This is a genomic window from Flavimobilis rhizosphaerae (assembly GCF_014852685.1).
In the GTDB taxonomy this organism is placed as follows: domain Bacteria; phylum Actinomycetota; class Actinomycetes; order Actinomycetales; family Cellulomonadaceae; genus Flavimobilis; species Flavimobilis rhizosphaerae.
The window spans coordinates 63,436-85,409 of record NZ_JACZDF010000005.1 but is presented as its reverse complement, the minus strand read 5'-3'; the positions used below and the strand labels follow the sequence as shown (position 1 = coordinate 85,409).

Sequence of the window (21,974 nt, the reverse complement as noted above, 5' to 3'; positions counted from 1 at the left end):
TGCTCCTGTCGTGCGGGCCGGGCTGGACCCCGGCCGGCCTCACATCGAGGCGATGAGACGGTCGACCCGCTCGTCGACGCTCGTGAACGGGTCCTTGCAGAGGACGGTGCGCTGCGCGGCATCGTTGAGCTTGAGGTGCACCCAGTCGACCGTGTAGTCGCGGCGGGCGTCCTGCGCCGCGCGGACGAAGTCGCCGCGGAGGCGTGCACGCGTCGTCGGGGGCGGCACCGAGACGGACTCGAGCACCTCGGCCTCGCTCGTGAGCCGTCGTACGAGGCCCGCGTCCTGGAGCTTCGTGAGGAGCCCGTCGGTGCGGGAGACGTCGTGGTAGGCGAGGTCGAGCCGCTGGACCCGCGGATCGGCGAGGCCCAGACCGTGCCGCGCCCGGTAGCGCTCGACGAGCCGGTGCTTGACGACCCAGTCGAGCTCGGTCTCGACGCTCGTCATGTCCCCCGCCTGCAGCGCCTCGACGCCGCGGCGCCACAGGTCGACGACCTGACGGTCCTCGTCCGACGCCCCGTGCTCGTCGAGGAAGGCGAGCACGCGCGTGAGGTACTCCTCCTGGACGTCGACCGCCGTGACGACCCGGCCGTTCGCGAGCGTCACGGGTGCACGGCCCGTGAGGTCCCGGCTGATCTCGCGGATCGCGCGCACCGGGTTCTCGAGCGTGAGGTCCCGCAGGTGAACGTGAGCCTCGAGGAGCCGCAGGACAAGGTCCGTCGACCCGATCTTGAGGAACGTCGTCGGCTCGGCCATCGAGGAGTCACCGACGATGACGTGCAGCCGCCGGTAGAGCTCGGCGTCCGCGTGCGGCTCGTCTCGCGTGTTGATGATCGGGCGCGAACGCGTCGTCGCGGACGACACGGCCTCCCACATGTGGTCGGCCCGCTGCGAGAGCTGGAACGACGCACCTCGCGGCGTCACCTCGATGCGGCCCGCGCCCGTGAGCACCTGCCGTGTGATGAGGAACGGGACGAGCTGCTCGGTGACACGCTGGAAGTCAGGGCCGCGACGCACGAGGTAGTTCTCGTGGCTGCCGTAGGAGTTGCCCGCGGAGTCGGAGTTGTTCTTGAAGAGGTGCACGCGACCGGCGACACCCTCGGCGTCGAGGTGCTCCTGCGCCTGGGCGACGAGCTCCTCGACGATGCGGTCGCCGCCGCGGTCGTACGTGACGAGCTGGCGCACCGAGTCGCACTCGGCGGTCGCGTACTCGGGGTGCGAGCCGACGTCGAGGTAGAGCCGCGAACCGTTCGTGAGGAAGACGTTCGACGACCTGCCCCACGCGACGACCTTCCGGAACATCTGGCGCGCGACCTCGTCGGCCGAGAGCGTACGCTCCCCCGTCGCCGCGAAGGTCACGCCGTACTCGGTCTCGAGGCCGAAGATCCGGCGGGTGTCCCTCACGAGTCCGGCCCCTCGTCCGTCGCGACTCCGAGGAGCGTCGCGAGCTCACGGTTCCCGACGCGTCGGAACGCCCGACGCGCGCGTGTGCGGTCGAGCACAGCGACCTCGAGGTCCTCGGCCGGGACCGAACGCTGCTCGTCGCCGTGCGCGAGGACCTCGGCCGCGAGCCGCAGCACCTCCTTGAGGGTGAGACCGGGCCGCCAGCGCTCGGCCACCGCCGCGCCCAAGGTCTCCGCGTCGCCGCCGAGGACGACGTGGTCGCGCAAGTCCGCGACCGAGCCGTCGTAGGAGAGCCGGTAGAGCGCGTCTTCGGACGCGCTCGCGCCAACCTCCGCGACGACGAGCTCGACCTCGAGCGGCTTCGAGTCCGTCGTGAACGCCGCACCGATCGTCTGCGCATACGCGTTCGCGAGGCCGCGGGCACGGACGTCGGACCGGTCGTAGGAGAAGCCGCGAAGGTCCGCGTAGCGGATGCCGGCGACACGCAGCTGCTCGAACTCGTTGTACTTGCCGACCGCCGCGAACGCGATCCGGTCGTAAATCTCCGAGACCTTGTGGAGCGCCCGCGAGGCGTTGACGGTCGCGAACGCAATGCCGTCGTCGTAGCCGACGACGACGACCGACCGGCCGCGCGCGATGCCCTTACGGGCGAAGTCCGCGCGGTCCTTCATGAGCTGCTCGGGCGAGACGTAGAACGGCATGCTCATGCGCAGGCCTCCCGCCGCTCGGTGAGGACGGCTCCCGTGACGGACGCGAGGACGTCGTCGCTCACCCGCACGGCACCCGCTGGTGTGACGAGGACGACGACGGGCCAGATGTCGCGCAGCGCGTCGGGGCCGCCCGTCGCAGAGTCGTCGTCGGCCGCGTCGACGAGGGCCTCGACGACGACGCGCACCGCGGCGTCGCCGTCGAGCCCACGCCGCCAGCGCTTCTTGAGGGATCCGCGCGCGTACGCCGCGCCCGAACCCACCGCGTGGTGGTCCCGTTCCTCGTAACGGCCGCCCGTGACGTCGTAGGAGACGATGCGTCCCCGCCCGACCTCCGGGTCGAGCCCCGCGAGGAGAGGCACGACCGCGAGCCCGCGCAGCGCGAGCCCGAGCTGCGAGCGCAGCATCGTCGCGAGGCGGTTCGCCTTGCCGTCGAACGACAGCTGGCGCCCTTCGATCTTCTCGTAGTGCTCGAGCTCGAGCTGGAAGAGACGCACGAGCTCGAGAGCGAGACCGGCCGAGCCCGCGATGCCGACGACCGCGTGCTCGTCGGCCGGGAAGACCTTCTCGATGTCACGGCTCGCGATGTGCGTCCCGGCCGTCGCGCGGCGGTCACCCGCCATGACGACCCCACCGTCGAACGTCGCGGCGACGATCGTCGTGCCGTGCGGCACGCCCCCGACCACGCCCTCACCACCGGCCGCGGACGGCAGGAGGTGCGGGGCGTGCTCGGCGACGAAGTCGACGAACGACGACGAGCCCGGGCGCCCGAAGGCCGCGGGAAGACGGGCGTGGTCCTGGGTCATCGGCGGATCACTCGCCGCCCTTCTGGACGAAGCCACGGACGAAGCTCTCGGCATTCTGCTCGAGGACGTCGTCGATCGAGTCGAGCAGCGCGTCGACGTCGAAGTCCTGCGCGCGCGCCTGGGGCGCGACGGGCGCCGGGGCGTCGTCCGCCGCCGGGTCGTGGGGCCTGCTGACGCGTTCCTGACCGGACAAGAGTTCCTCCTGCGTGCGCGCGGATCGTTGCTCGTCCCATCTCACCACAGGTGAGGGGCCGCGGGTGCGCGCGTCCGCTACGCGAGGAGCGCCGCGAGGAACGCGCCGACGTCGCCGCCGTACGCGTCGAACAGCGGCCCGACCTGCGCGCGCGTCCCCTTGTGAGGGTCGAGCATCGGCACGCGCTGCAGCGCAGGCGCACCGGGGACGTCGAGGACCACCGAGTCCCAGCTCGCAGCGTCGAGGTGCGGGCCGAAGTGCGCGACGACCTCGCCGCGGAAGTACGCACGCGTGCTCACCGGCGGGTGGTGCACCGCGTCCGTGACCTCGGCCTCCGTCGTCACCCGGTCGAGGGCCCCCGCGGCGAGCAGCCTCTGGTAGACACCCCGCTCGGGCCGGACGTCGGCCCACTGGAGGTCGAACGCCGCGAGCCGCGGGCTTCCCCAGCCGAGCCCCTCACGTTCCCGCATGCGGTCGAGGAGCCGGTGCTTCGCGACCCACTCGACGTCTCGCGCGCACTCCGCGAGCGACCGGCCGAGCCGGTCGAGGACATCCGCCCAACGGTCGAGGATCTCGCGCGTCGCGGCGTCCGGCGGACCGTCGACGTGCGCGACCTCGTGCGCCGCCGCGAGATACGCACGCTGCACCTCGAGCGCCGTCGCCGTGCCGCCCGAGCGCAGGCGCAGCGGCGCCCCGAGCTCGAGGTCACGGCTCACCGTGCGCACGTCGTCGACCGGGTCGCACAGCTGCAGGTCCGCGAGGCGCGCCGTCGCGGGACCGAGCCGGTGGAGGTTCTCGGCGACAGCGAGCACGAGGCTCGTCGTGCCGATCTTCAGCAGCGTCGCGGTCTCGAGGAGGTTCGCGTCGCCGATGATGACGTGGAGCCTGCGCCACCGCTCGCGGTCCGCGTGCGGCTCGTCGCGCGTGTTGATGATGGGTCGGCGCAGCGTCGTCTCGAGGCCGACCTCGGCCTCCATGAAGTCCGCGCGCTGGGAGAGCTGGAACCCCGCCTCCTCGCCGCGCTGGCCGAGGCCGACGCGCCCCGAGCCGACGATGACCTGCCGCGTGACGAAGAACGGTGTGAGGACGTCGACGAGCGTGTCGAACGGCACCGCGCGGTCGACGAGGAAGTTCTCGTGCGTGCCGTAGCTCGCACCCTTGCCGTCGCCGTTGTTCTTGTAGAGGTCGACGTCGATGCCCGCGGACGCGAGCTCGCGCGCCGCGCGCAGCATGACTCGCTCGCCGGCGACGTCCCACACGACGGACTCGCGCGGCGTGAGGACCTCAGGCGCCGAGTACTCCGGGTGCGCGTGGTCGACGTAGAGGCGCGCGCCGTTCGTGAGGATCGCGTTCGACGTGCTCGGGTCGTCGTAGAGCGGTGTCGTCGGACGCGCGATGCCCGTCACCGGACCTGCGACGACGGAGTCACCCGCGTCCGCGTCGCCGGCGGGGACGTCGCCCGACGGCGCCGGCCGCGACGGGTCGTCCGTGAGCAGCGACGGGTGCGCCGCCGCACGCTCGAGGTGGAAGCCGCGGGCGTCCGCGAGCGGGTCCTCGTCGAGGTAGTCCCAGCGCGGCGGCCGCGGCAGCTCGGCGAGCGCCCGGTACGCGTTGACGACCTGCGACGACATGAGGATCGCGTTGGCTCCGGGGTTGCCCGGGGACACGACCCCGTACTCGGTCTCGATCCCGACGACGCGCGTGACTCCCACGTGCGACCTGCCCTTCGGCGTGCTCAGAGGTACTGGCCCGTCGGGCTCGTCGCCTCGACGGGGCGGGCCTGGTTCTCGGTGCCCTGCTTCTCGTCCTGGACGATCGTCCGGATGAAGACGATCCGCTCGCCCTTGCGTCCGGACACCCGCGCCCAGTCGTCGGGGTTCGTCGTCGACGGCAGGTCCTCGTTCTCCCGGAGCTCCTCGCCGAGCGAGCGCAGCAGGTGGTCGACACGCAGGCCGCGCTCGCCCGAGGCGAGCAGGTCCTTGATCGCGTGCTTCTTCGCGCGGTCGACGACGTTCTGGATCATGGCGCCCGACGCGAAGTCCCGGAAGTAGAGGACCTCCTTGTCGCCGCTCGCGTACGTCACCTCGATGAAGCGGTTCGCGTCGTCGGTCGCGTACATGCGCTCGACGGTGCGCTGGATCATCCCCGTGACGGTCGCGGCCGCGTCACCACCGTGCTCGGCGAGGTCGTCCGCGTGGAGCGGCAGGTCCGGGGTGAGGTACTTGCCGAAGATCTCACGCGCGCCCTCGGCATCCGGACGCTCGACGCGGATCTTCACGTCGAGCCGCCCGGGCCGGAGGATCGCAGGATCGATCATGTCCTCGCGGTTGGACGCGCCGATGACGATGACGTTGTCGAGCCGCTCGACGCCGTCGATCTCGGCAAGGAGCTGCGGGACGATCGTCGTCTCGACGTCGGAGGACACGCCCGTGCCGCGCGTGCGGAAGAGCGACTCCATCTCGTCGAAGAACACGACGACGGGCGCGCCCTCGGTGGCCTTCTCGCGGGCCCGCGCGAAGATCGAACGGATGTGCCGCTCCGTCTCCCCCACGTACTTGTTGAGGAGCTCGGGACCCTTGATGTTGAGGAAGTACGAGCGGACCTCGCCACCGCCCTCGCGCGCCGCGACGAGCCGCGCGAGCGACGCCGCGACCGCCTTGGCGATGAGCGTCTTCCCGCAGCCGGGGGGTCCGTAGAGGAGGACGCCCTTGGGCGGGCGCAACCCGTGCTCGCGGTAGAGGTCAGGGTGGTCGAACGGGAGCTCGACCGAGTCGCGGATCGTCTCGATCTGCGAGGCGAGGCCACCGATGTCCTCGTAGGAGATGTCCGGCACCTCCTCGAGCACGAGCTCGGAGACCTCGGCCCGCGGCACGACCTCGAAGACGAACGCCGTACGCGTGTCGGCGACGAGCGTGTCACCCACGCGCACACGCACGCCCTCAAGGGAGCCGGCGGCGCGCACCACGCGCTCGTCGTCCGAGCGACCGACGACGACGAGACGCCCGTCGTCGAGCGTGTCCTTGACGGTGACGACCTCGCCGACGGGCTCGTAACCGCCCGCGGAGACGACGACCATCGCCTCGTTGAGCGCGAGCTCCTGGCCCGGGCGCAGCGCCGCCGTGTCGATGCCCGGCCCGACGCCGAGGTGCATCTTGCGTCCCTGCTGGAGGACGACCACCGACGACGCGTCGACGGCCTCGACGAAGACGCAGAACGTGCCCGGCGGGCGCGCGAGGTCCTCAAGCTGGGCGTTGAGCGTGACGATCTGCTCGCGCGCCCGAGTAAGGGCGTCGACGAGACGGTCGTTGCGCGCGGCGAGCAGCGCGAGCTGGTCGTCGGGGCGGCCGGGCTCGGTCATCGTCGCACCTCCTGCAGGGCACGGGCCGCCGGGCAGCGGCCCTCTCCCTCCGACCCTAGTGCTCAGTCCTCGGCGTCGGGCCCGCGTCCCACATCGCGACGGACGCGACGGATCTTCTTGTCCGAGACCGGACGCTCGCCGACGTCCTCGGGCGACCAGTCGTCCGTCGTCGCAGGTGTGTAACCCTTCGACGGGCGTCGCTTGCGCTCGGGCGCCTCGACGCCGTCCGCCATGCGGCGCACCGTGAGGAGGAAGCCAGTGTGCCCGACCATGCGGTGGTTGGGGCGCACCGCGAGGCCCTCGAGGTGCCAGCCACGGATCATCGTCTCGAAGGCCTCGGGCTCACCGAAACCACCGTGCGAGCGCAGGTCCTCCGCGAGCCGCGAGAGCTGCGTCGTCGTCGCGACGTAGCAGACGAGCACACCCCCGGGCGTGAGCGCCGTGTGGACCTCGTCGATGTTCTCCCACGGCGCGAGCATGTCGAGGACGACGCGATCGACCTCGCCCGGCCCCGCGACGAGCGGGAGCGTCGGCGCGAGGTCGCCGACCGTGAGCGACCACGCGGGGTGCGGCCCGCCGAAGAACTGCTCGACGTTGCCGCGCGCGATCTGTGCGAAGTCCTCGCGCCGCTCGATCGAGTGGACCGATCCGGAGTCACCGACGGCGCGCAGGAGCGAGAGCGTGAGCGCACCCGAGCCGACACCTGCCTCGATGACGCGCGCACCCGGGAAGATGTCCGCCATCGCGACGATCTGGCCCGCGTCCTTGGGGTAGACGACCGCCGCGCCTCGCGGCATCGAAAGCGTGTAGTCGCTCAGCAGCGGACGGAGCGCAAGATACTCGACACCCGAGGTCGTCACGACGACCGAGCCCTCGGGAGCACCGATGACGTCGTCGTGGCGGAAGTAGCCGCGGTGCGTGTGGAACTGGCCGCCCTCCTTGAGGACGACAGTGTGGAGCTTGCCCTTGGGGTCGGTGAGCTGGACTCGCTCGCCCGCGCGGAAGGGGCCGCGGCGGACGGCCGCTCCCGTGGCCTCCGCCGCGGAGTCCGCGACGGGGCGGACGAGCGCACGGGGCGTGGCGTCGTCAGTCGTGGCGGGGGTCTCGGTCGGGGTGGGGTTCGCGTCGGTCACGAGGCAGGAGTCTAGTTGTCCTGCGGCCGGTCGCTGCGCGGCGTCCGGCGCGAGGGCGCGCGGAGCGCCGCGACGACCTCGGCGACGACGATGAGCCCGACGACGCGCCCGTGGCGCACGGCGACGATCACCGGGGCGTCCGCGACCGCACGGACCGCGTCGAAGAGGTCGATCCCCGTGAGGGACGCGTCGACGGGGCCCGCCGGAGCGAGCGCGGTCGCGACCTCGAGCACGTGACACGCGCGTCGCTCGGCAGGCGCAGCAGCAAGCGCGGCCCCGTCGGCCCACGCGATCGGCCGACCGAGAGCGTCGGGCACAACGACCGCACGCACCCCGTCCGCGAGGAGGGTCGAGAGCGCGGCATCGATCGTCGCGTCCGGCGCGACGACCGTGACGGGACGCACGAGCTTCGCGGGGTCGAGCGTCGCCGCCCGCGCCGCCGGCACGGCGGACGCAGCAGCGCGGCTGGCACCGTGCCAGACGAGCACCGCGAGGACGAGGCCCCACGCGAGGACGAGCGGGGGCGGCGAGCTCTGCGCGAGCAGCCACCACGCGGCGAGGACCGCGACGATCGCGACCGCGATGCCGTACCCGCTCGCCGCGGCGACGCGCGTCGCGGTCGCACGATCCCGGGTGAGCCGCCACACGACGGCCTCGAGAGCCGCACCGCCGTCGTAGGGCAGCGCGGGCACGAGGTTGACGACGGCGACGACACCGTTCGCTGCGGCACCCGCAAGAAGCACCTGGACGACGACGAATCCCCACGCGGTCGTCGCCGTCGTGCCGAGCGCGGCCGCGAGACCGCCGAGCGCGAGGGCGAGGGCGACGTTGACGGCCGGACCTGCGAGCGCGGTGAGCAGGTGGCTGCGCGGGGTCGTGCCACGCGGGTCGTAGGTCGTGCGGCCGCCCCAGGCGGTGAGCGTCACGGATCGCACTGCATGGCCGTGCCCGCGCGCGACGAGCGCGTGCGCGACCTCGTGGAGCGCGACCGAGCCGAGCAGGAGGACGACGAACGCCACGGTCATGAGCGCGACGACCGCGCCCGTCGGCAGACCGACCGCCGCGAGCCCGTCGAGCGGGTGGGCGACCCGCGTCGCGGTCGGTACGTAGACCGCGGCGAGCACGAGCGCGCCGAGCGGCCACCACGCGTCGACGACGACGGGCGCACCGGCGACACGTCCGACGACGAGCCCTCCGGCCGGACGGCTGCCCCCACCTCGGGTCCCGCTGCGTTCCTCCACAGGGAGCAGACTAGGCGCACCCGGGTGTCCGACCCGAACCCTAGGGTGGAGGCATGATCTCCTCGGCCCCCGTCGACACGCCCCGTGCACGCCGTGCGCCCGCGCTCTCACCGTCGCGCGCGAACGACTACCAGCAGTGTCCGCTGCTCTTCCGGCTCCGGACGATCGACCGTGTCCCGGAGGCGCCGAGCCCGGCAGCAGCCCGTGGGACGCTCGTGCACTCGGTGCTCGAGGGGATCTTCGACGTCCCGGCAGCGGAACGCACCCCGGGCCTCGCGCTCGAGCTGCTCCCGCGTGCCTGGGACGACCTGCGGGAGCGGCGGCCCGAGTACGCGGGGATGTTCGACGACAACGCGGCGGTCGACGCCTGGCTCGGCTCGGCGCGTGCGCTCGTCGAGCGGTACTTCACGCTCGAGGACCCGATGCGGCTCGAGCCCCGGGCGCGGGAGATCACGCTCGAGGCACAGCTCGAGGGCGGCCCGCTGCTGCGTGGCATCGTCGACCGCGTCGACGTCGCACCCGACGGCGCGGTGCGGATCGTCGACTACAAGACCGGCAAGGCACCGCGCCCGCAGTACGGCGAGTCAGTCGCGTTCCAGATGCGCTTCTACGCGCTCGTCGTCCTGCTCTCACGCGGCACGATGCCCGCGATGCTGCAGCTCGTGTTCCTCGGCGACGGGCAGGTCCAGCGGAACGTGCCGACGCCCGGAGATCTCGAGCGCACGGAGGCGAAGATCCGCGCGGTGTGGGACGCGATCGTCCGGGACGCGCAGGAGGGCGAGTTCCGGCCGAGGACGAGCAAGCTGTGCGACTGGTGCGCCCATAGGACGCTGTGCCCCGCGTTCGACGGCACGCCCCCGGAGTTCCCCACCGGGGCGGTGCCGCTCACGCTCGGGATCTGAGCGCGCAGGCGGACGGTGCTACTCGTCGTCGCCGAGGTCGTCGACGATCCCGCCCGCAAGGACGTGGCCGAGCAGGCCGACGTCGAGCGTCTCGAGCGACCGGATCCGGCTGAGCCCGGGGTGCTGCACGACCGGCACGTGCCCGCGCACCGCGATCGTCGCGGCCCCCGAGGCGAGCGCGGACGCGACACCGGGACGCGAGTCCTCGATCGCGACGCAGCGGGCCACGTCGACGCCGAGCAGCTCGGCCGCACGCAGGTAGGGCTCGGGGTCGGGCTTGCCGCGCTCGACCTCGTCGCCCGTGACGACGACCTCGAACGTTCCCGCGGGCAGGGCCTCGAGGAGGTGCTCGACCATCTCGCGGTAGGACATCGTCACGAGCGCGCACGGCACCCCACGCTCACGGAGGTCGGCGAGGAGCTCGGCCGCCCCGGGGCGCCACGGCACCTCGGCGGCGAGCAGCGCCGCGACGCGACGCGTGAGGTCGTCCGCGATCTCCTCGCGCGAGAGCGCGACGCCGTGCTCCTGGAGGACGACCGCGCTGTCGAGGAGGTTCATGCCGACGAGCTCGAGGCCCTGGGCGTCCGACCACGTGCCGCCGTGCTCGGCGACGAGCGCCGCCTCGGACGCGAGCCAGTAAGGCTCCGTGTCGATGATGGTGCCGTCCATGTCCCACAGCACGGCCTCGGGCACGAGACCCGGGGCGTCGATGAGCGTGGGCGCGAGCGTCGCATCCTGCACGTCCTACCTCCTCCTGCGGTCCCCCCGACCGCGTCACCCTCGCGACCCTAGCCCGGGTGCGGGGGGTCGGGAGCGGTTTCCCCACCCTGCGGACGGGCGACGTCGGTCACACCGGCGACGCGGTGGACCTCGCCGGGCCACGGCACTCGACGCGGTCGACCGCCTAGGCTGGAAGGATGGACAGCACCGACCTTCCCGAGCAGCCCCCAGCGCGGGACACCGTCCTCGTCGCGGCCTTCGAGGGCTGGAACGACGCGGGCGGAGCCGCGACCGCGGCCGTCCTCCACCTCGTCGAGCACCTCGGCGCGACGAAGGTCGCCGACATCGACCCCGAGGAGTTCTACGACTTCCAGGTCAACCGGCCCGTCGTCGCGACCGAGGAGGACGGCTCGCGCTCCCTCACGTGGCCGACGACGACGTTCGCGACCGTGACCGTCGGTACCCGTCGCCTCGTGCTCGTCCACGCGACAGAGCCGTCGATGCGCTGGCGCACGTACTGCGCCGAGGTCCTGCGCATCGCCGACTCGCTCGGCGTCGGCACGGTCGTCACGCTCGGCGGCCTCCTCGCCGACGTCCCGCACTCGCGCCCGATCCCCGTGACGGCCACGAGCGACGACCTTGCAACCCGCGCGATGCTCGACCTCCCGTCGAGCACGTACGAGGGGCCGACCGGCATCGTCGGCGTCCTCCAGGCCGCTGCGCGCACGCACAGCATGCACGGGTTCTCCGTATGGGCCGCGATCCCCCACTACGTCGCGCACGGGCCGTCGCCCAAGGCCACGCTCGCGATCCTCTCGCGGCTCGAGGAGCTCCTCGGGATCACGGTGCCGCTCGGCGACCTCGTCGACGACGCACGCGCGTGGGAGGACGGCGTCGACGTCCTCGCGGGCGAGGACGAGGAGATCGCGGAGTACGTCGCGCAGCTCGAGGCGGCGAAGGACGCCGTCGACCTGCCGGAGGCGAGCGGCGACGCGATCGCGCGCGAGTTCGAGCGCTACCTGCGCCGTCGTGAGGACGGGAAGGGCGACGGGCCCACGCGTCCGGGAGGTCCAGCGGCCTGACGGCTGCGCTGGGGCACATGGCGCCCCGCCGTCGCCTACCGTGGGACGCATGGACGTCCGCATCTTCACAGAGCCCCAGCAGGGCGCGTCGTACGACGACCTCCTGCGCACCGCCCTCGCCGCCGAGGCCCTCGGCTTCGACGCCTTCTTCCGGTCCGACCACTACCTGCCCATGGGCACCGACGGGCTCCCCGGCACGACGGACGCGTGGACGACGCTTGCGGGCCTCGCCCGCGACACGACGACGATCCGGCTCGGGACGCTCGTGAGCCCCGTGACGTTCCGGCACGCGGGTGCGCTCGCCGTCCAGGTCGCGCAGGTCGACCAGATGTCGGGCGGCCGTGTCGAGCTCGGGCTCGGCGCGGGCTGGTTCGCACGCGAGCACGAGGCGTTCGGCCTGCCGTTCCCGGCCCGACGCTTCGGGATCCTCGCCGAGCACCTCGAGGTCGTCACCGGGCTGTGGGCGACGCCGTCCGACGCGACGTTCACGTTCCGTGGCGAGCACGTCACCCTCGTCGACGCCCCCGGTCTCGCGACGCCGGTCCAGCGGGCCGGCCGCGGCGGTGCGCCCGGGGTGCCGATCATCGTCGGCGGGTCCGGGCCGCGTCGGACGCCCGAGCTCGCGGCGCGCTTCGCCGCCGAGTACAACGCGTCCTTCCCCGAGATCGATGCGATCCCCGCGCGGTTCGCGACGATCCGCGAGGCTGCGACCGCGGCCGAGCGGCCCGACGGCGACCTGCTCTGCTCGGTCGCGCTCGTGTGCGCCGTCGGCCGAGACGAGGCAGAGTTTCGCCGGCGCGCGGACGCGATCGGGCGGGAGCCCGCCGAACTTCGCGAGCACGGGGTGTGCGGAACCGTCGACGAAGCGGCCGAACGCATCGACGCGCTGCGCGGCATGGGCGTCGAGCGGCTCTACCTGCAGGTCCTGGACCTCGGGGACCCGGACCTGCTCGAGCTCGTCGCCCGCGAGGTCCTCCCCCGCGCGAACGCTCGCTGACGCGAGGCGCCGCACGAGTCGTAGGTCCCCAGCACCATCGAACGGTGGTCGGGACCTACGAGTCGGGTGTCGCCCGCGACTCGTAGGTCTCCAGCACCGGCGGGCGATGCTCGGGACCTACACGTCCGGGGACGGCTAGATGCGGACGCCGAGCAGCGCGTCGAGCGCGCGAGCGACGACGCCCGGGGCGCCCTCGACGACGTCGACGTCGCTGAGCGCCGACTCCGTCACCGCGCGCTCGGCCCACGCGTCGACCGCGGCAAGCGCCCGCGGCGTGTCGAGGTCGTCGCGCAGGGCCGCGCGGATCTCGACGAGCATGTCCGTCGCGTCCGGCCCGCCGTTGCCCGAGACCGCCTCGCGCCACCGCTCGAGGCGCGTCGTCGCGGCCGCGAGGTCCGCGTCGAACCACTCCCACTCGGCGCCGTGGTGGTGCGCGAGAAGCGCGACACGTACCGCCATGGGATCGACCCCCGACGCGACGAGCCGTGAGACGAGCACGAGGTTGCCGAGCGACTTGCTCATCTTCTCGCCCTCGTAGGCGACGAGAGCTGCGTGCACGTTGACGACAGCCGCCTGGCCGCCGAGCATCCGCACGTGCGACGACGTCATCTCGTGGTGCGGGAAGAGGAGGTCCGAGCCCCCACCCTGGACATGGATGCGGTCACCGAGGCCGGCCCGCGAGATCACCGCGCACTCGACGTGCCAGCCAGGACGTCCGCGGCCGAGCGTCCCCGCGTCCCACGCGGGCTCACCGGGACGCTCACGACGCCACAGCAGAGGGTCGAGCGGGTCGCGCTTGCCTGGGCGGCTCGGATCGCCGCCGCGCTCGGCGAAGAGGTCGAGCTGCTGGGCCCGCACGAGGTGCGCGACCGTCCCGAACGCGTCGTCGCGCGAGAGGTCCGCGTAGACGTCGCCGAGCGTGTCGCCGTCGACGACGGACTCCGCCGGGTCGACGGGCACACGGTAGGCGGCACCCGAGGCGAGCATCGCCTCGACCGCGTCCGCGACCTGAGGAACCGTCTCGACGACGCCGAGGTAGAGGTCGGGCGGGATGACGCCGAGCGCCGTCATGTCGCGGCCAAAGAGCGCGATCTGCTCGGCCGCGAGGTCGCGCCAGTCGACGCCCGTCGCCGCCGCACGCTCGAGAAGCGGGTCGTCGACGTCCGTGACGTTGGAGACGAGCGTCGTGCGCAGCCCCGCGTCGCGCCACGTGCGCAGCAGGACGTCGAACGTCACGTACGTCGCCGCGTGACCGATGTGCGTCGCGTCGTACGGCGTGATGCCGCAGACGTAGAGGCCCGCGTCCGTGCCGTCGACCGGCTGGACGCGGTCGCCGCTGCCGGTGTCGAGCAGCGTCGGCGGGGTCTCGGCCCCGCGTGTCGACGGGAGGGCGGGGATGTACGGGGTCGGCCAAGCATGCACCGGCCCAGCCTAGCCCCACCGACGGCCAAGGTCAGCCGCTCGTCAGACCCCTGTGCCTGCCGCCGTGAGCGCGCCCCCGAGGAGCAGCGCGACGACGACGCCCGCGAAGAGGATCCGGTAGACGACGAACGGCAGGTACGAACGCGTCGAGACGAGCTTGAGGAACCACACGATGACGACGTACCCGACGACGAACGCGACGACCGTCGCGAGGAGCGTCGCCCCGACTCCGGGCGTGCCGGGCTGCCCGAACTCGTCGAGCGAGCCGACGAGCTTGTAGAGCCCCGAGCCGAGGACCGCGGGGATCGCGAGGAGGAAGGAGTACCTGGCCGCCGCCTCGCGCGTGTAGCCGAGCAGGCGGCCCATCGTGATCGTGCCGCCCGATCGCGAGACGCCTGGGACGAGCGCGAGCGCTTGCGCGAAGCCGAACGCGACCGCGTGCCCCGCCGTGAGCTGCGTGAGCTCACGTTCCTGGGGCCGGACACGGTCGATGACGCCGAGGAGGATGCCGAAGACGGTGAGCGTGCCGACCGTGATCCACAGGTTGCGCAGCGACGTGTCGATCGCGTCCTCGAGGAGCAGGCCGCCGACGACGATCGGCACCGAGCCGAGCGCGATCCACCACGCCATGCGGGCGTCGGGGTCGCCCGCACCGAAGCGGGCGGCGGCCGAGGTGCCGTTGCGCCCCACGAGCGCGCGCCACCAGGCGTTGACGATCCGTGCGATGTCCTTGCGGAAGTACAGGAGGACCGCGGCCTCCGTGCCGATCTGCGTGATCGCCGTGAACGCGGCCCCGGGATCGACGTCCCCGATGAGCTCGCCGACGACCCGCAGGTGCGCCGACGAGGAGATGGGCAGGAACTCGGTGAGTCCCTGGACGAGGCCGAGGACGAGGGCTTCCCATGCGTTCACGGGAGACCACACTAGGGGTGGGACGCGCGTGCGGCCTCCCCCCGTGGTCGGACATGGGACGATAACCTTCCCCGCATGGACACCCGTTCCCTCGGCAGCACTGGCCTGCGCGTCTCGGCCCTCGGGCTCGGCACGATGACGTGGGGGCGTGACACCGACGAGCACGACGCCGCCGAGCTCCTGCGTGACTTCCTCGACGCGGGCGGCACGACGATCGACACGTCCGCCTCCTACGCGGACGGCGGCTCGGAGGAGGTCATCGGCCAGCTGCTCGCCGCGACGGGTGCGCGCGACGACGTCGTCCTCGTGACGAAGGCCGGCACGCGCACGACGTCGCGCGGGAACGTGCTCGATGCGGGCCGCGGCGCGATCCTCGACTCGCTCGACGCGTCGCTGCGCCGACTCGGGACGGATCGGGTCGACGTTCTGCTCGTCCAGGCGCCTGACCCCCGCACACCGCTCGAGGAGACGGTCGACGCGCTGCGTCGTGCCGTGGACTCTGGGCGCGCCCGCTACGTGGGTCTGTGCAACCACCCTGGGTGGAGCCAGGCACGCGCCGCGACGCTCCTCGAGGCTTCGGGGACGGGTCTCGCGGCCGTCGAGGTCGAGTACTCGCTCCTCGAACGGGGCGTCGAGCGCGAGGTCGTGCCGGCCGCCGCTGCGCTCGGTACGGGCCTCCTCGCGTGGTCCCCGCTCGGTCGCGGCGTCCTTACCGGCAAGTACCGGCGCACCATCCCCGCGGACTCGCGCGCCGCGTCCGCGCACCTCGCAGGGTTCGTCGCGCCCTACCTCGACGAGAGCGCGAGCTCGGTCGTCGACGCCGTCGCGATCGCCGCCGACGGGCTCGGGCGCACCCCGGGCGCGGTCGCGCTCGCCTGGCTCCTCGGACGGCCGACGGTCGCGTCCGCGCTCGTCGGCGCGCGCACGCCCGCCCAGCTGCGGGCCGCGCTGGAGTCCGTCGACCTCGTGCTGCCGGCCGAGGTCGCGTCGGCGCTCGACGAGGTGAGCGCCCCGGCGCTCGGCTACCCCGAGCGCCGCTGACCGTCGGTGCCTCGCATGAGAGCCCCCGGCCGTGGCCGGGGGCTCTCATGCGAGGTGCGCCGCGCGGGTCGGCGCTCAGAAGCGTCGCGGCCTAGAAGCCGTCGCGGTTCAGCCGCCTGACGGCTCAGCGGTCCGGGCGGCTCAGCGGTCAGGACGGGCGACGTCGTTGAGGTCGTCCTCGGAGAGACCTTCGAGGTCGTCGTCCTCGTCGTCGTCCTCGTCCTCGTCCTCGTCGCTGTCGTCGTCGTCATCGTCGTCTGTGTCGATGTCGTCATCGTCGTCATCATCGTCGTCGACGACGTAGAACGGGAGCGCCTCGCCGAACTCCGTCGCGAGCGCGTCGTCATACACGTCGAACGCGTCGGCGAGCACGTAGTACGCCTCGTCGACCGCCGGGTCGTCGTCGGTGCGACGGCTCACGACAGCGTGCAGGTGCGCCTCGAAGGCAGCGGTGAGACGGGCCAGGGCATCACGCGGGTCGACGGTCATGCCTGAACCGTAACGCGCCGACGTGCACAATGGCAGTCGGATACCCGTCCCGGACCTCAGGAGGCCGCATGTCGAACGCCACCACCACCCAGGCCGCACGTCCCGTGCCCCGCACCGGCGAGTACGAGCACCGCGTCCTCAAGGTCGGCCGCGACGTCTCCCGCGCCGAGCTGCGGCGCCTCCTGCTCGACGAAGCCGAGCAGGGCCGCTGGGAGCTCGCGCGCACGATCCTCTACGTCGGCGGCTCCCGCACCGTCTGGCTGCGGCGGCGCATCATCCGCGCCCGCTCGACCCTCGACCTCGCCTGAGGCCCGCGCCGACGACCTGAGGACGCCGGCGTGCACCTCACAGGTGCGTGAGCATCCGACGCAGGACCCGCACCCCGAACTCGAGCGACTCGACCGGCACCCGCTCGTCGACCCCGTGGAACATGCCCGGGAAGTCGAGATCCGCAGGCAGCCGCAACGGGACGAAGCCGTAGCCGTTGATGCCGAGGCGAGCGAGGGACTTGTTGTCTGTGCCGGCAGAGAGCAGGTACGGCAGGACCGTCGCGCCCGGGTCCTCCGCGAGGACCGACGCGACCATGGTGTCGACGAGGTCACCCGCGAACGGCACCTCCATCCCGATGTCCTCGTGGATCGGCTCGATGCGTACGTGCTCACCCGCCAGCTCCCGCAGGACCGCCATCGACGGGTCGTGGCTCTCGGGGAGGAAGCGGGCGTCGACGACGCCCGTCGCCGTCGTCGGCACGACGTTCGCCTTGTACCCGGCGTCGAGCTGCGTGGGCGTCGCCGAGCCGCGGAGCGTCGCCCCGACGAAGCGCGCGGCCGGGCCGAGCGCGTCGAGGAGTGCCGGAATCGTGCCCTCGTCGTCGGGGTCGAAAGGCAGGCCCGTGAGGTCCGCGACGCCACGCAGCAGCTTGTCGACGGTGCCCGTGAGCTCGAGCGGCCACGCGTGGTCGCCGATGCGCGCGAGCGCGCGCGCGAGGTGCGTCACCGCGTTATCCGCGTTGACCTGCGAGCCGTGCCCCGCACGCCCCTCGGCGACGAGCCGCAGCCACGCAAGCGACTTCTCCCCCGTCTGGAGCAGGTAGGCACGCTGTCCCGCGACGTCGACCGAGTAGCCGCCGACCTCGCTCACCGCCTCGGTCGCTCCCGCGAAGAGCTCGGGACGGTGGTCGACAAGCCACTGCGCGCCGTGGACGCCGCCTGCTTCCTCGTCCGCGAAGAACGCGAGGACGACGTCCCGACGGGGCCGCACGCCGTCGCGGATCATCTCGCGGACGACCGCGAGGATCATCGCGTCCATGTCCTTCATGTCGACCGTGCCGCGTCCCCACACCATGCCGTCGACGACCTCGGCCCCGAACGGGTCGTACGTCCAGTCCTCGGCACGGGCCGGAACGACATCGGTGTGGCCGTGGAGGACGAGCGCGGGCGCGTCCGGATCCGTCCCCGCCCAGCGGGCCACGACGCTCGCGCGCCGCGGCTCCGTCTCGACGTACGTGACCTCGAGCCCGACCTCCTCGAGGAGCGCCTGGACGTACTCGGCCGCCTCACGCTCACCCGGCCCCGAGCCGTCGCCGTAGTTGCTCGTGTCCATGCGGACGAGGTCGCGGCAGATGCGCAGGACCTCGTCCTCCGCACGAGGGTACTGACCCGTCGTCGTCATCATCGTCTCACGCGTCCGCGAGACCGCGACGTACGAGCAGCGGCGTCGTCGACGCCGGCCGGCCACGGAGCCTCTCGAACGCGCCCACGGGGTCGGTCGAGTCGCCGAGCGCGAGGAGCTCGCGCCGGAACCGCTCACCGTTCGCGCGGGTGAGCCCGCCGTTCTCCTCGAACCACGTCACCGTGTCGGCGTCGAGCACCTCCGACCAGATGTACCCGTAGTACGCGGCCGAGTACCCGCCCGCGAAGACGTGGTTGAAGTACGTCGAGCGGTAGCGCGGCGGCACGAGGTCCGGGTCGAGGCCGAGCCCGCGCAGCGCGCGGTCCTCGAAGCCGAGGACGTCGTCGACCGAGGTCGGAACCTCCTCCGGGGTGAGGCGGTGCCACGCCTGGTCGAGCAGCGCCGCGCCGAGGTACTCGGTCGTCGCGAAGCCCTCGCCCTCGCCGCGCGCGGCGATCATTGTCGCGACGAGCTCCGCAGGCAGCGGCTCCCCCGTCGCGTGGTGACGCGCGTAGCGCGCGAGCAGGTCCGGGTGCCACGCCCACATCTCGTTGACCTGGGACGGGAACTCGACGAAGTCGCGCGGCACGGACGTTCCCGACTGCGAGGGCAGCCGCACGTTGGAGAGGAGGCCGTGGAGCGCGTGCCCGAACTCGTGGAACGCCGTGATGACCTCGTCCCACGTGAGCAGCGCGGGCTCCCCCGCCGCGGGGCGCGGCACGTTGAGGACGTTGTAGACGACGGGACGCTGCCCGAGGAGGTGCGACTGGTCGACGAGGTTGTCCATCCACGCGCCGCCCCGCTTCGAGGGCCGCGTGAAGAAGTCGCCGAGGAACAGCCCGAGCCCCGAGCCGTCGGCGTCGAGCACCTCCCACACGCGCACCTCCGGGTGGTAGCCGACGAGGTCCGTGCGCTCGACGAGCGTGATGCCGAAGAGCTCGTGAGCCGCGGCGAACACGCCGTCGTTGAGCACCCGATCGAGCTCGAGGTAGGGGCGCAGGGCCGCGTCGTCGAGCGCGTACCGCTCGCGCCGCAGGTGCTCCGCGTAGAAGGCACGGTCCGACGGCGCGAGGTCCGTCGCACCCGTGTCCGCGACCAGAGCCGCTGCAAGGTCGGCGTGCTCGGCGCGCGCGTTCGCGACCGCCCGGGGCACGAGCGGCTCGAGCATCTCCGCGACCGCCTCGGGCGTGCGTGCCGTCGCGTCCTCGGTCGCGTAGGACGCATGGTCCCGCAGGCCCAGGAGCTGGGCACGTTCGGCACGCAGCCGGGCGAGCTCGAGGAGCGTCGCCCGCGAGTCCGTGCCCTCGTGCGTGCCACGCGTCACGGACGCCTCGTGGATGCGCGCGCGCAGGCCACGGTCCTTGAGCGACGCGAGGACGCCCTGCTCGGTCGGCAGCTGGAGCGTGAGCAGCCAGCCGGACTCGTGCCCGGCCTCACGCGCTGCGGCCTCCGCGGCCGCGACGGCGTCCGGTGCGAGACCTTCGAGCTCTGCGACCTCCGTGACGAGCACGGCACCCTCGTTGCCCGACGCGAGCACGACCCTGCCGAACGCCGCCTCGAGCTCCGCGATGCGCGAGTTGAGTGCCCGCAGCGTCTCCTGCTTCTCGTCCGGAAGGTCGACGCCTGCCCGACGGAAGTCGCGCAGCAGCGTCTCGACCGCTCGGCGGTCCGCGTCCGTCGCCTCGACCTCGCCAGCAGCGATGCGGGCGTCGAGCGCGGCGACCCGCACCTGCAGGCCCGCGTGCATCGCGATCGCGTCGTGGTGCGCCGACAGCTCGGGCGTGAGCTCGGCCTCGAGGTCCTCGAGTGCCTCGGTCGAGTCCGCGCCCAGGAGCAGGTCGAGGATGACGAGCGCCCGGTGCAGCAGCTCGCCCGAGCGCTCGAGCGCCTCGAGCGTGTTGACGAGGTCCGGGGCAGCCGGGTCCGCGACGATCGCCTCGACCTCCGCACGCTCCTCCGCCATGCCCGCGCGGATCGCCGGAGCGAGATGCTCGTGCCGGATGCGCGCGAAGTCGGGAAGGCCGTACGGGAGCGTGGAGGGCTGGGCGAGAGGGTTCGTCGCGTCGAGCGGAAGAGCGGTCATGACCCCAGTCTCTCAGCGATCGGGGCTGCTCCGCACGGACGGCGCGCGGTCGCGTCAGACGGGCCGGACCGCGAGGACAGCGATGTCGTCGCGCTCGCCCGTCGCCTCCATCTCGGCGAGCACGACGTCGAGCAGGTCACCGACCGGCGCCTGACCCACGCCGCCGAGCACGCCCGCGAGCCTCACGAAGGACTCCTCGATCGGCTCACCTCGACGCTCGACGAGGCCGTCCGTGAAGAGCAGCAGGGTCTCCCCCGGCGCGAGCGTCGCCGCGTGGTCGTGCCTGTCGTACTCGAGGACGCCGAGCATGAGGTCGCTCGTTCCCTCGAACGTGCGCGTCGTCCCGTCGGCACCGACGACGACCGGCGCAAGATGACCGGCGCTCGACCACGTCACCCGGGCCGACCCGTCCTCATCGAAGCCGCCACGCAGCTGTGCGACGAGCGCAGTGCCCATGGTTCCCGTGCCGAGCGCGATGTTGGCGTGGTCGAGCCGCTCGAGCAGCTGCGCCGGCGTCTGGACCCGGTCCGCGACGAAGCCACGAAGGATCGACCGTAGCGACCCCATGCGCGTCGCCGCAGCGATGTTGTGCCCGACGACGTCGCCGATGACGACCGTCGTGACGCCGCACGAGTGGATCGCGTCGTACCAGTCCCCGCCCACCTGCTGGTCCTCGGCCGCAGGGACGTAGCGTGCGGCGAGCTCGAGCCCCGGGACCGTCGGGAGACTCGTGAGCATCGCCTCCTGGAGCGTGCGCGCGACCGCGTCGCGCGCCTGGACGAGCTCGACACGTTCGATCGCCTGTCCCACGTACCGCGCGAGCGCCAGCTTCATACGGCGCGTCCGCGCGAACGTGTGGTGCGGCCCCGCCCAGCCGAGCCATAGCCAGCCCGTCCTCCGTCCGACGCGCAGAGGCACGTAGGCCTCGCCGTCGACGTGGGCGGAGGCGCCCTCTGCGAGCCCTGGGAACCGCTCGGCGAGCGCCGAACGGTCGTCGAGGAAGACACCCTCACCGGTCGCGACCGCGTAGGGGCCGGGGTGGTCCGCGCCTGGCGCGAGCTCTGTGTAGTGCAGAGGCCTGTCGAGGGGCAGCCCGCGGCGGTCGAGGGAGTCGAACCGTCCGTCGTTCTCGAGGACGACGGTGCAGCAGCTGGCCTCGAGCTGCGTCGTCGCGAGATCGCGCACGACCTGGAGGGTCTCGTCGACCGTGCTCGTCCGCGCGAGCGCCTCCGAGAACGCCAGGAGGATGCGATTGATGCGGGTGATCTCCTGGAGCTCGGCCTCGGCCTCGACCGCGCGCCGCAACGACGTGCGCGACCCGAGGTAGGCGGCCAGGAGCACCGCGAGCTCGCCGAGAGCCCTCACCTGGCTCGGTTGGACCTCGACGAGCGTCTGCGCGAAGAGCACCGCGACCCGCGCCCCCTCCGGGGTGGTGACGGGCACCGCGACGAACCCCACCGGCTGCTCGGGCCGCGAGACCGCGGACTCCGCGGGCGTGAGCACGACGAGCCGTCCCGTCCGGAGCGACTCGTACGCAAGATCAGAACGCAGCGTGCCCGACGCGCCGTCGTCGATCGTCGACGCGGCTGCGACCCGGGCTCCGTCCGGCTCGGGGAGCAGGACCGCAGCTGCTCCGTCGCCGACGCACAGCGACGCGAGCACCGCATAGCGTTGCAGCTCGGGGTCGTCGCTCGGCTGCGGCCCGAGCCAGGGCCGCACGACGTAGCCTGACGCCCCCCGGTTCGTGTCTGCCGTGGTCACGTGGGCCAGTCAACACGAAACGGTCGCGCGGCGCGAGACGGTCCACCGTCCT

Annotated in this window: 20 protein-coding genes; 5 read left to right on the top strand and 15 right to left on the bottom strand. The window is 72.7% G+C overall.

Annotated features, from left to right (window positions below; genetic code table 11):
• Positions 1-39 precede the first annotated feature (39 nt).
• From pafA to IGS67_RS10105, 8 genes are all read right to left on the bottom strand, one after another.
• Positions 40-1,404, bottom strand: a complete 1,365-nt coding sequence (pafA, locus tag IGS67_RS10140; protein WP_192280407.1) for a Pup--protein ligase — start codon at positions 1,402-1,404, stop codon at positions 40-42.
• Complete coding sequence (gene prcA, locus IGS67_RS10135; RefSeq protein WP_192280403.1) at positions 1,401-2,111, bottom strand: proteasome subunit alpha; 711 nt, start codon at positions 2,109-2,111, stop codon at positions 1,401-1,403. Before prcA ends, pafA begins: the two co-directional genes overlap by 4 nt.
• Positions 2,108-2,917: a proteasome subunit beta gene (gene prcB / locus IGS67_RS10130; RefSeq protein WP_192280400.1), complete on the bottom strand. Its 810-nt coding sequence runs from the start codon at positions 2,915-2,917 to the stop codon at positions 2,108-2,110. The genes prcA and prcB overlap by 4 nt, the downstream gene beginning before the upstream one ends.
• A gap of 7 nt (positions 2,918-2,924) precedes the next feature.
• Entirely contained in the window at positions 2,925-3,110 is a 186-nt protein-coding gene (locus IGS67_RS10125; RefSeq protein WP_192280397.1) for a ubiquitin-like protein Pup, read from the bottom strand.
• Between the two features lie 77 nt (positions 3,111-3,187).
• The gene (gene dop, locus IGS67_RS10120; RefSeq protein WP_192280393.1) at positions 3,188-4,822 is read right to left on the bottom strand and encodes a depupylase/deamidase Dop; all 1,635 of its coding nucleotides are present in this window, start codon (positions 4,820-4,822) and stop codon (positions 3,188-3,190) included.
• Positions 4,823-4,845: 23 nt separating this feature from the next.
• On the bottom strand, positions 4,846-6,468 hold the full coding sequence (gene arc / locus IGS67_RS10115) for a proteasome ATPase (RefSeq protein WP_192280389.1): 1,623 nt from the start codon (positions 6,466-6,468) through the stop codon (positions 4,846-4,848).
• Between the two features lie 62 nt (positions 6,469-6,530).
• Complete coding sequence (locus IGS67_RS10110; protein WP_192280386.1) at positions 6,531-7,601, bottom strand: tRNA (adenine-N1)-methyltransferase; 1,071 nt, start codon at positions 7,599-7,601, stop codon at positions 6,531-6,533.
• 11 nt (positions 7,602-7,612) lie between these two features.
• Complete coding sequence (locus IGS67_RS10105) at positions 7,613-8,842, bottom strand: site-2 protease family protein (RefSeq protein WP_192280383.1); 1,230 nt, start codon at positions 8,840-8,842, stop codon at positions 7,613-7,615.
• Between the two features lie 53 nt (positions 8,843-8,895).
• Here IGS67_RS10105 and IGS67_RS10100 point away from each other — a divergent pair, with 53 nt between their 5' ends.
• Positions 8,896-9,744 (top strand): RecB family exonuclease, encoded by an 849-nt coding sequence (locus IGS67_RS10100; protein ID WP_192280380.1) that lies wholly within the window; start codon positions 8,896-8,898, stop codon positions 9,742-9,744.
• An 18-nt stretch (positions 9,745-9,762) separates the two neighbouring features.
• Here the strand turns inward: IGS67_RS10100 and IGS67_RS10095 are convergent, their stop codons facing one another.
• Positions 9,763-10,485 carry an HAD family hydrolase gene (locus IGS67_RS10095; protein ID WP_328742348.1) on the bottom strand — a complete coding sequence of 241 codons (723 nt, stop codon included), beginning with the start codon at positions 10,483-10,485 and terminating at the stop codon, positions 9,763-9,765.
• A gap of 176 nt (positions 10,486-10,661) precedes the next feature.
• Here IGS67_RS10095 and IGS67_RS10090 point away from each other — a divergent pair, with 176 nt between their 5' ends.
• Both IGS67_RS10090 and IGS67_RS10085 read left to right on the top strand, forming a co-directional pair.
• The gene (locus tag IGS67_RS10090) at positions 10,662-11,546 is read left to right on the top strand and encodes a PAC2 family protein (protein ID WP_192280377.1); all 885 of its coding nucleotides are present in this window, start codon (positions 10,662-10,664) and stop codon (positions 11,544-11,546) included.
• A 49-nt stretch (positions 11,547-11,595) separates the two neighbouring features.
• On the top strand, positions 11,596-12,543 hold the full coding sequence (locus IGS67_RS10085) for a TIGR03560 family F420-dependent LLM class oxidoreductase (protein WP_192280374.1): 948 nt from the start codon (positions 11,596-11,598) through the stop codon (positions 12,541-12,543).
• Between the two features lie 135 nt (positions 12,544-12,678).
• On the opposite strand, the gene mshC is transcribed toward IGS67_RS10085, so the two are convergent.
• Both mshC and IGS67_RS10075 read right to left on the bottom strand, forming a co-directional pair.
• The gene (gene mshC / locus IGS67_RS10080) at positions 12,679-13,965 is read right to left on the bottom strand and encodes a cysteine--1-D-myo-inosityl 2-amino-2-deoxy-alpha-D-glucopyranoside ligase (protein ID WP_192280371.1); all 1,287 of its coding nucleotides are present in this window, start codon (positions 13,963-13,965) and stop codon (positions 12,679-12,681) included.
• A 42-nt stretch (positions 13,966-14,007) separates the two neighbouring features.
• Positions 14,008-14,877: an undecaprenyl-diphosphate phosphatase gene (locus IGS67_RS10075; protein WP_192280368.1), complete on the bottom strand. Its 870-nt coding sequence runs from the start codon at positions 14,875-14,877 to the stop codon at positions 14,008-14,010.
• A 75-nt stretch (positions 14,878-14,952) separates the two neighbouring features.
• Here IGS67_RS10075 and IGS67_RS10070 point away from each other — a divergent pair, with 75 nt between their 5' ends.
• A complete protein-coding gene (locus tag IGS67_RS10070) occupies positions 14,953-15,918 on the top strand; it encodes an aldo/keto reductase (RefSeq protein ID WP_192280365.1) in 966 nt (321 codons plus the stop codon).
• 141 nt (positions 15,919-16,059) lie between these two features.
• Here IGS67_RS10070 and IGS67_RS10065 read toward each other — a convergent pair whose 3' ends face one another.
• Complete coding sequence (locus IGS67_RS10065; RefSeq protein ID WP_192280362.1) at positions 16,060-16,407, bottom strand: primosomal protein; 348 nt, start codon at positions 16,405-16,407, stop codon at positions 16,060-16,062.
• A 68-nt stretch (positions 16,408-16,475) separates the two neighbouring features.
• Between IGS67_RS10065 and IGS67_RS10060 the strand changes: the two genes are divergently transcribed.
• Positions 16,476-16,715 (top strand): DUF5703 family protein, encoded by a 240-nt coding sequence (locus IGS67_RS10060; protein ID WP_192280360.1) that lies wholly within the window; start codon positions 16,476-16,478, stop codon positions 16,713-16,715.
• Between the two features lie 37 nt (positions 16,716-16,752).
• On the opposite strand, the gene IGS67_RS10055 is transcribed toward IGS67_RS10060, so the two are convergent.
• Genes IGS67_RS10055 through IGS67_RS10045 form a run of 3 tightly spaced genes read right to left on the bottom strand, consistent with a single transcriptional unit; the run spans position 16,753 to position 21,922 of the window.
• Entirely contained in the window at positions 16,753-18,078 is a 1,326-nt protein-coding gene (locus tag IGS67_RS10055; protein ID WP_192280357.1) for a M20/M25/M40 family metallo-hydrolase, read from the bottom strand.
• Between the two features lie 7 nt (positions 18,079-18,085).
• A complete protein-coding gene (locus tag IGS67_RS10050; RefSeq protein WP_192280354.1) occupies positions 18,086-20,161 on the bottom strand; it encodes a M3 family metallopeptidase in 2,076 nt (691 codons plus the stop codon).
• 54 nt (positions 20,162-20,215) lie between these two features.
• Positions 20,216-21,922 carry a PP2C family protein-serine/threonine phosphatase gene (locus tag IGS67_RS10045; protein ID WP_192280351.1) on the bottom strand — a complete coding sequence of 569 codons (1,707 nt, stop codon included), beginning with the start codon at positions 21,920-21,922 and terminating at the stop codon, positions 20,216-20,218.
• Positions 21,923-21,974: the final 52 nt, after the last annotated feature.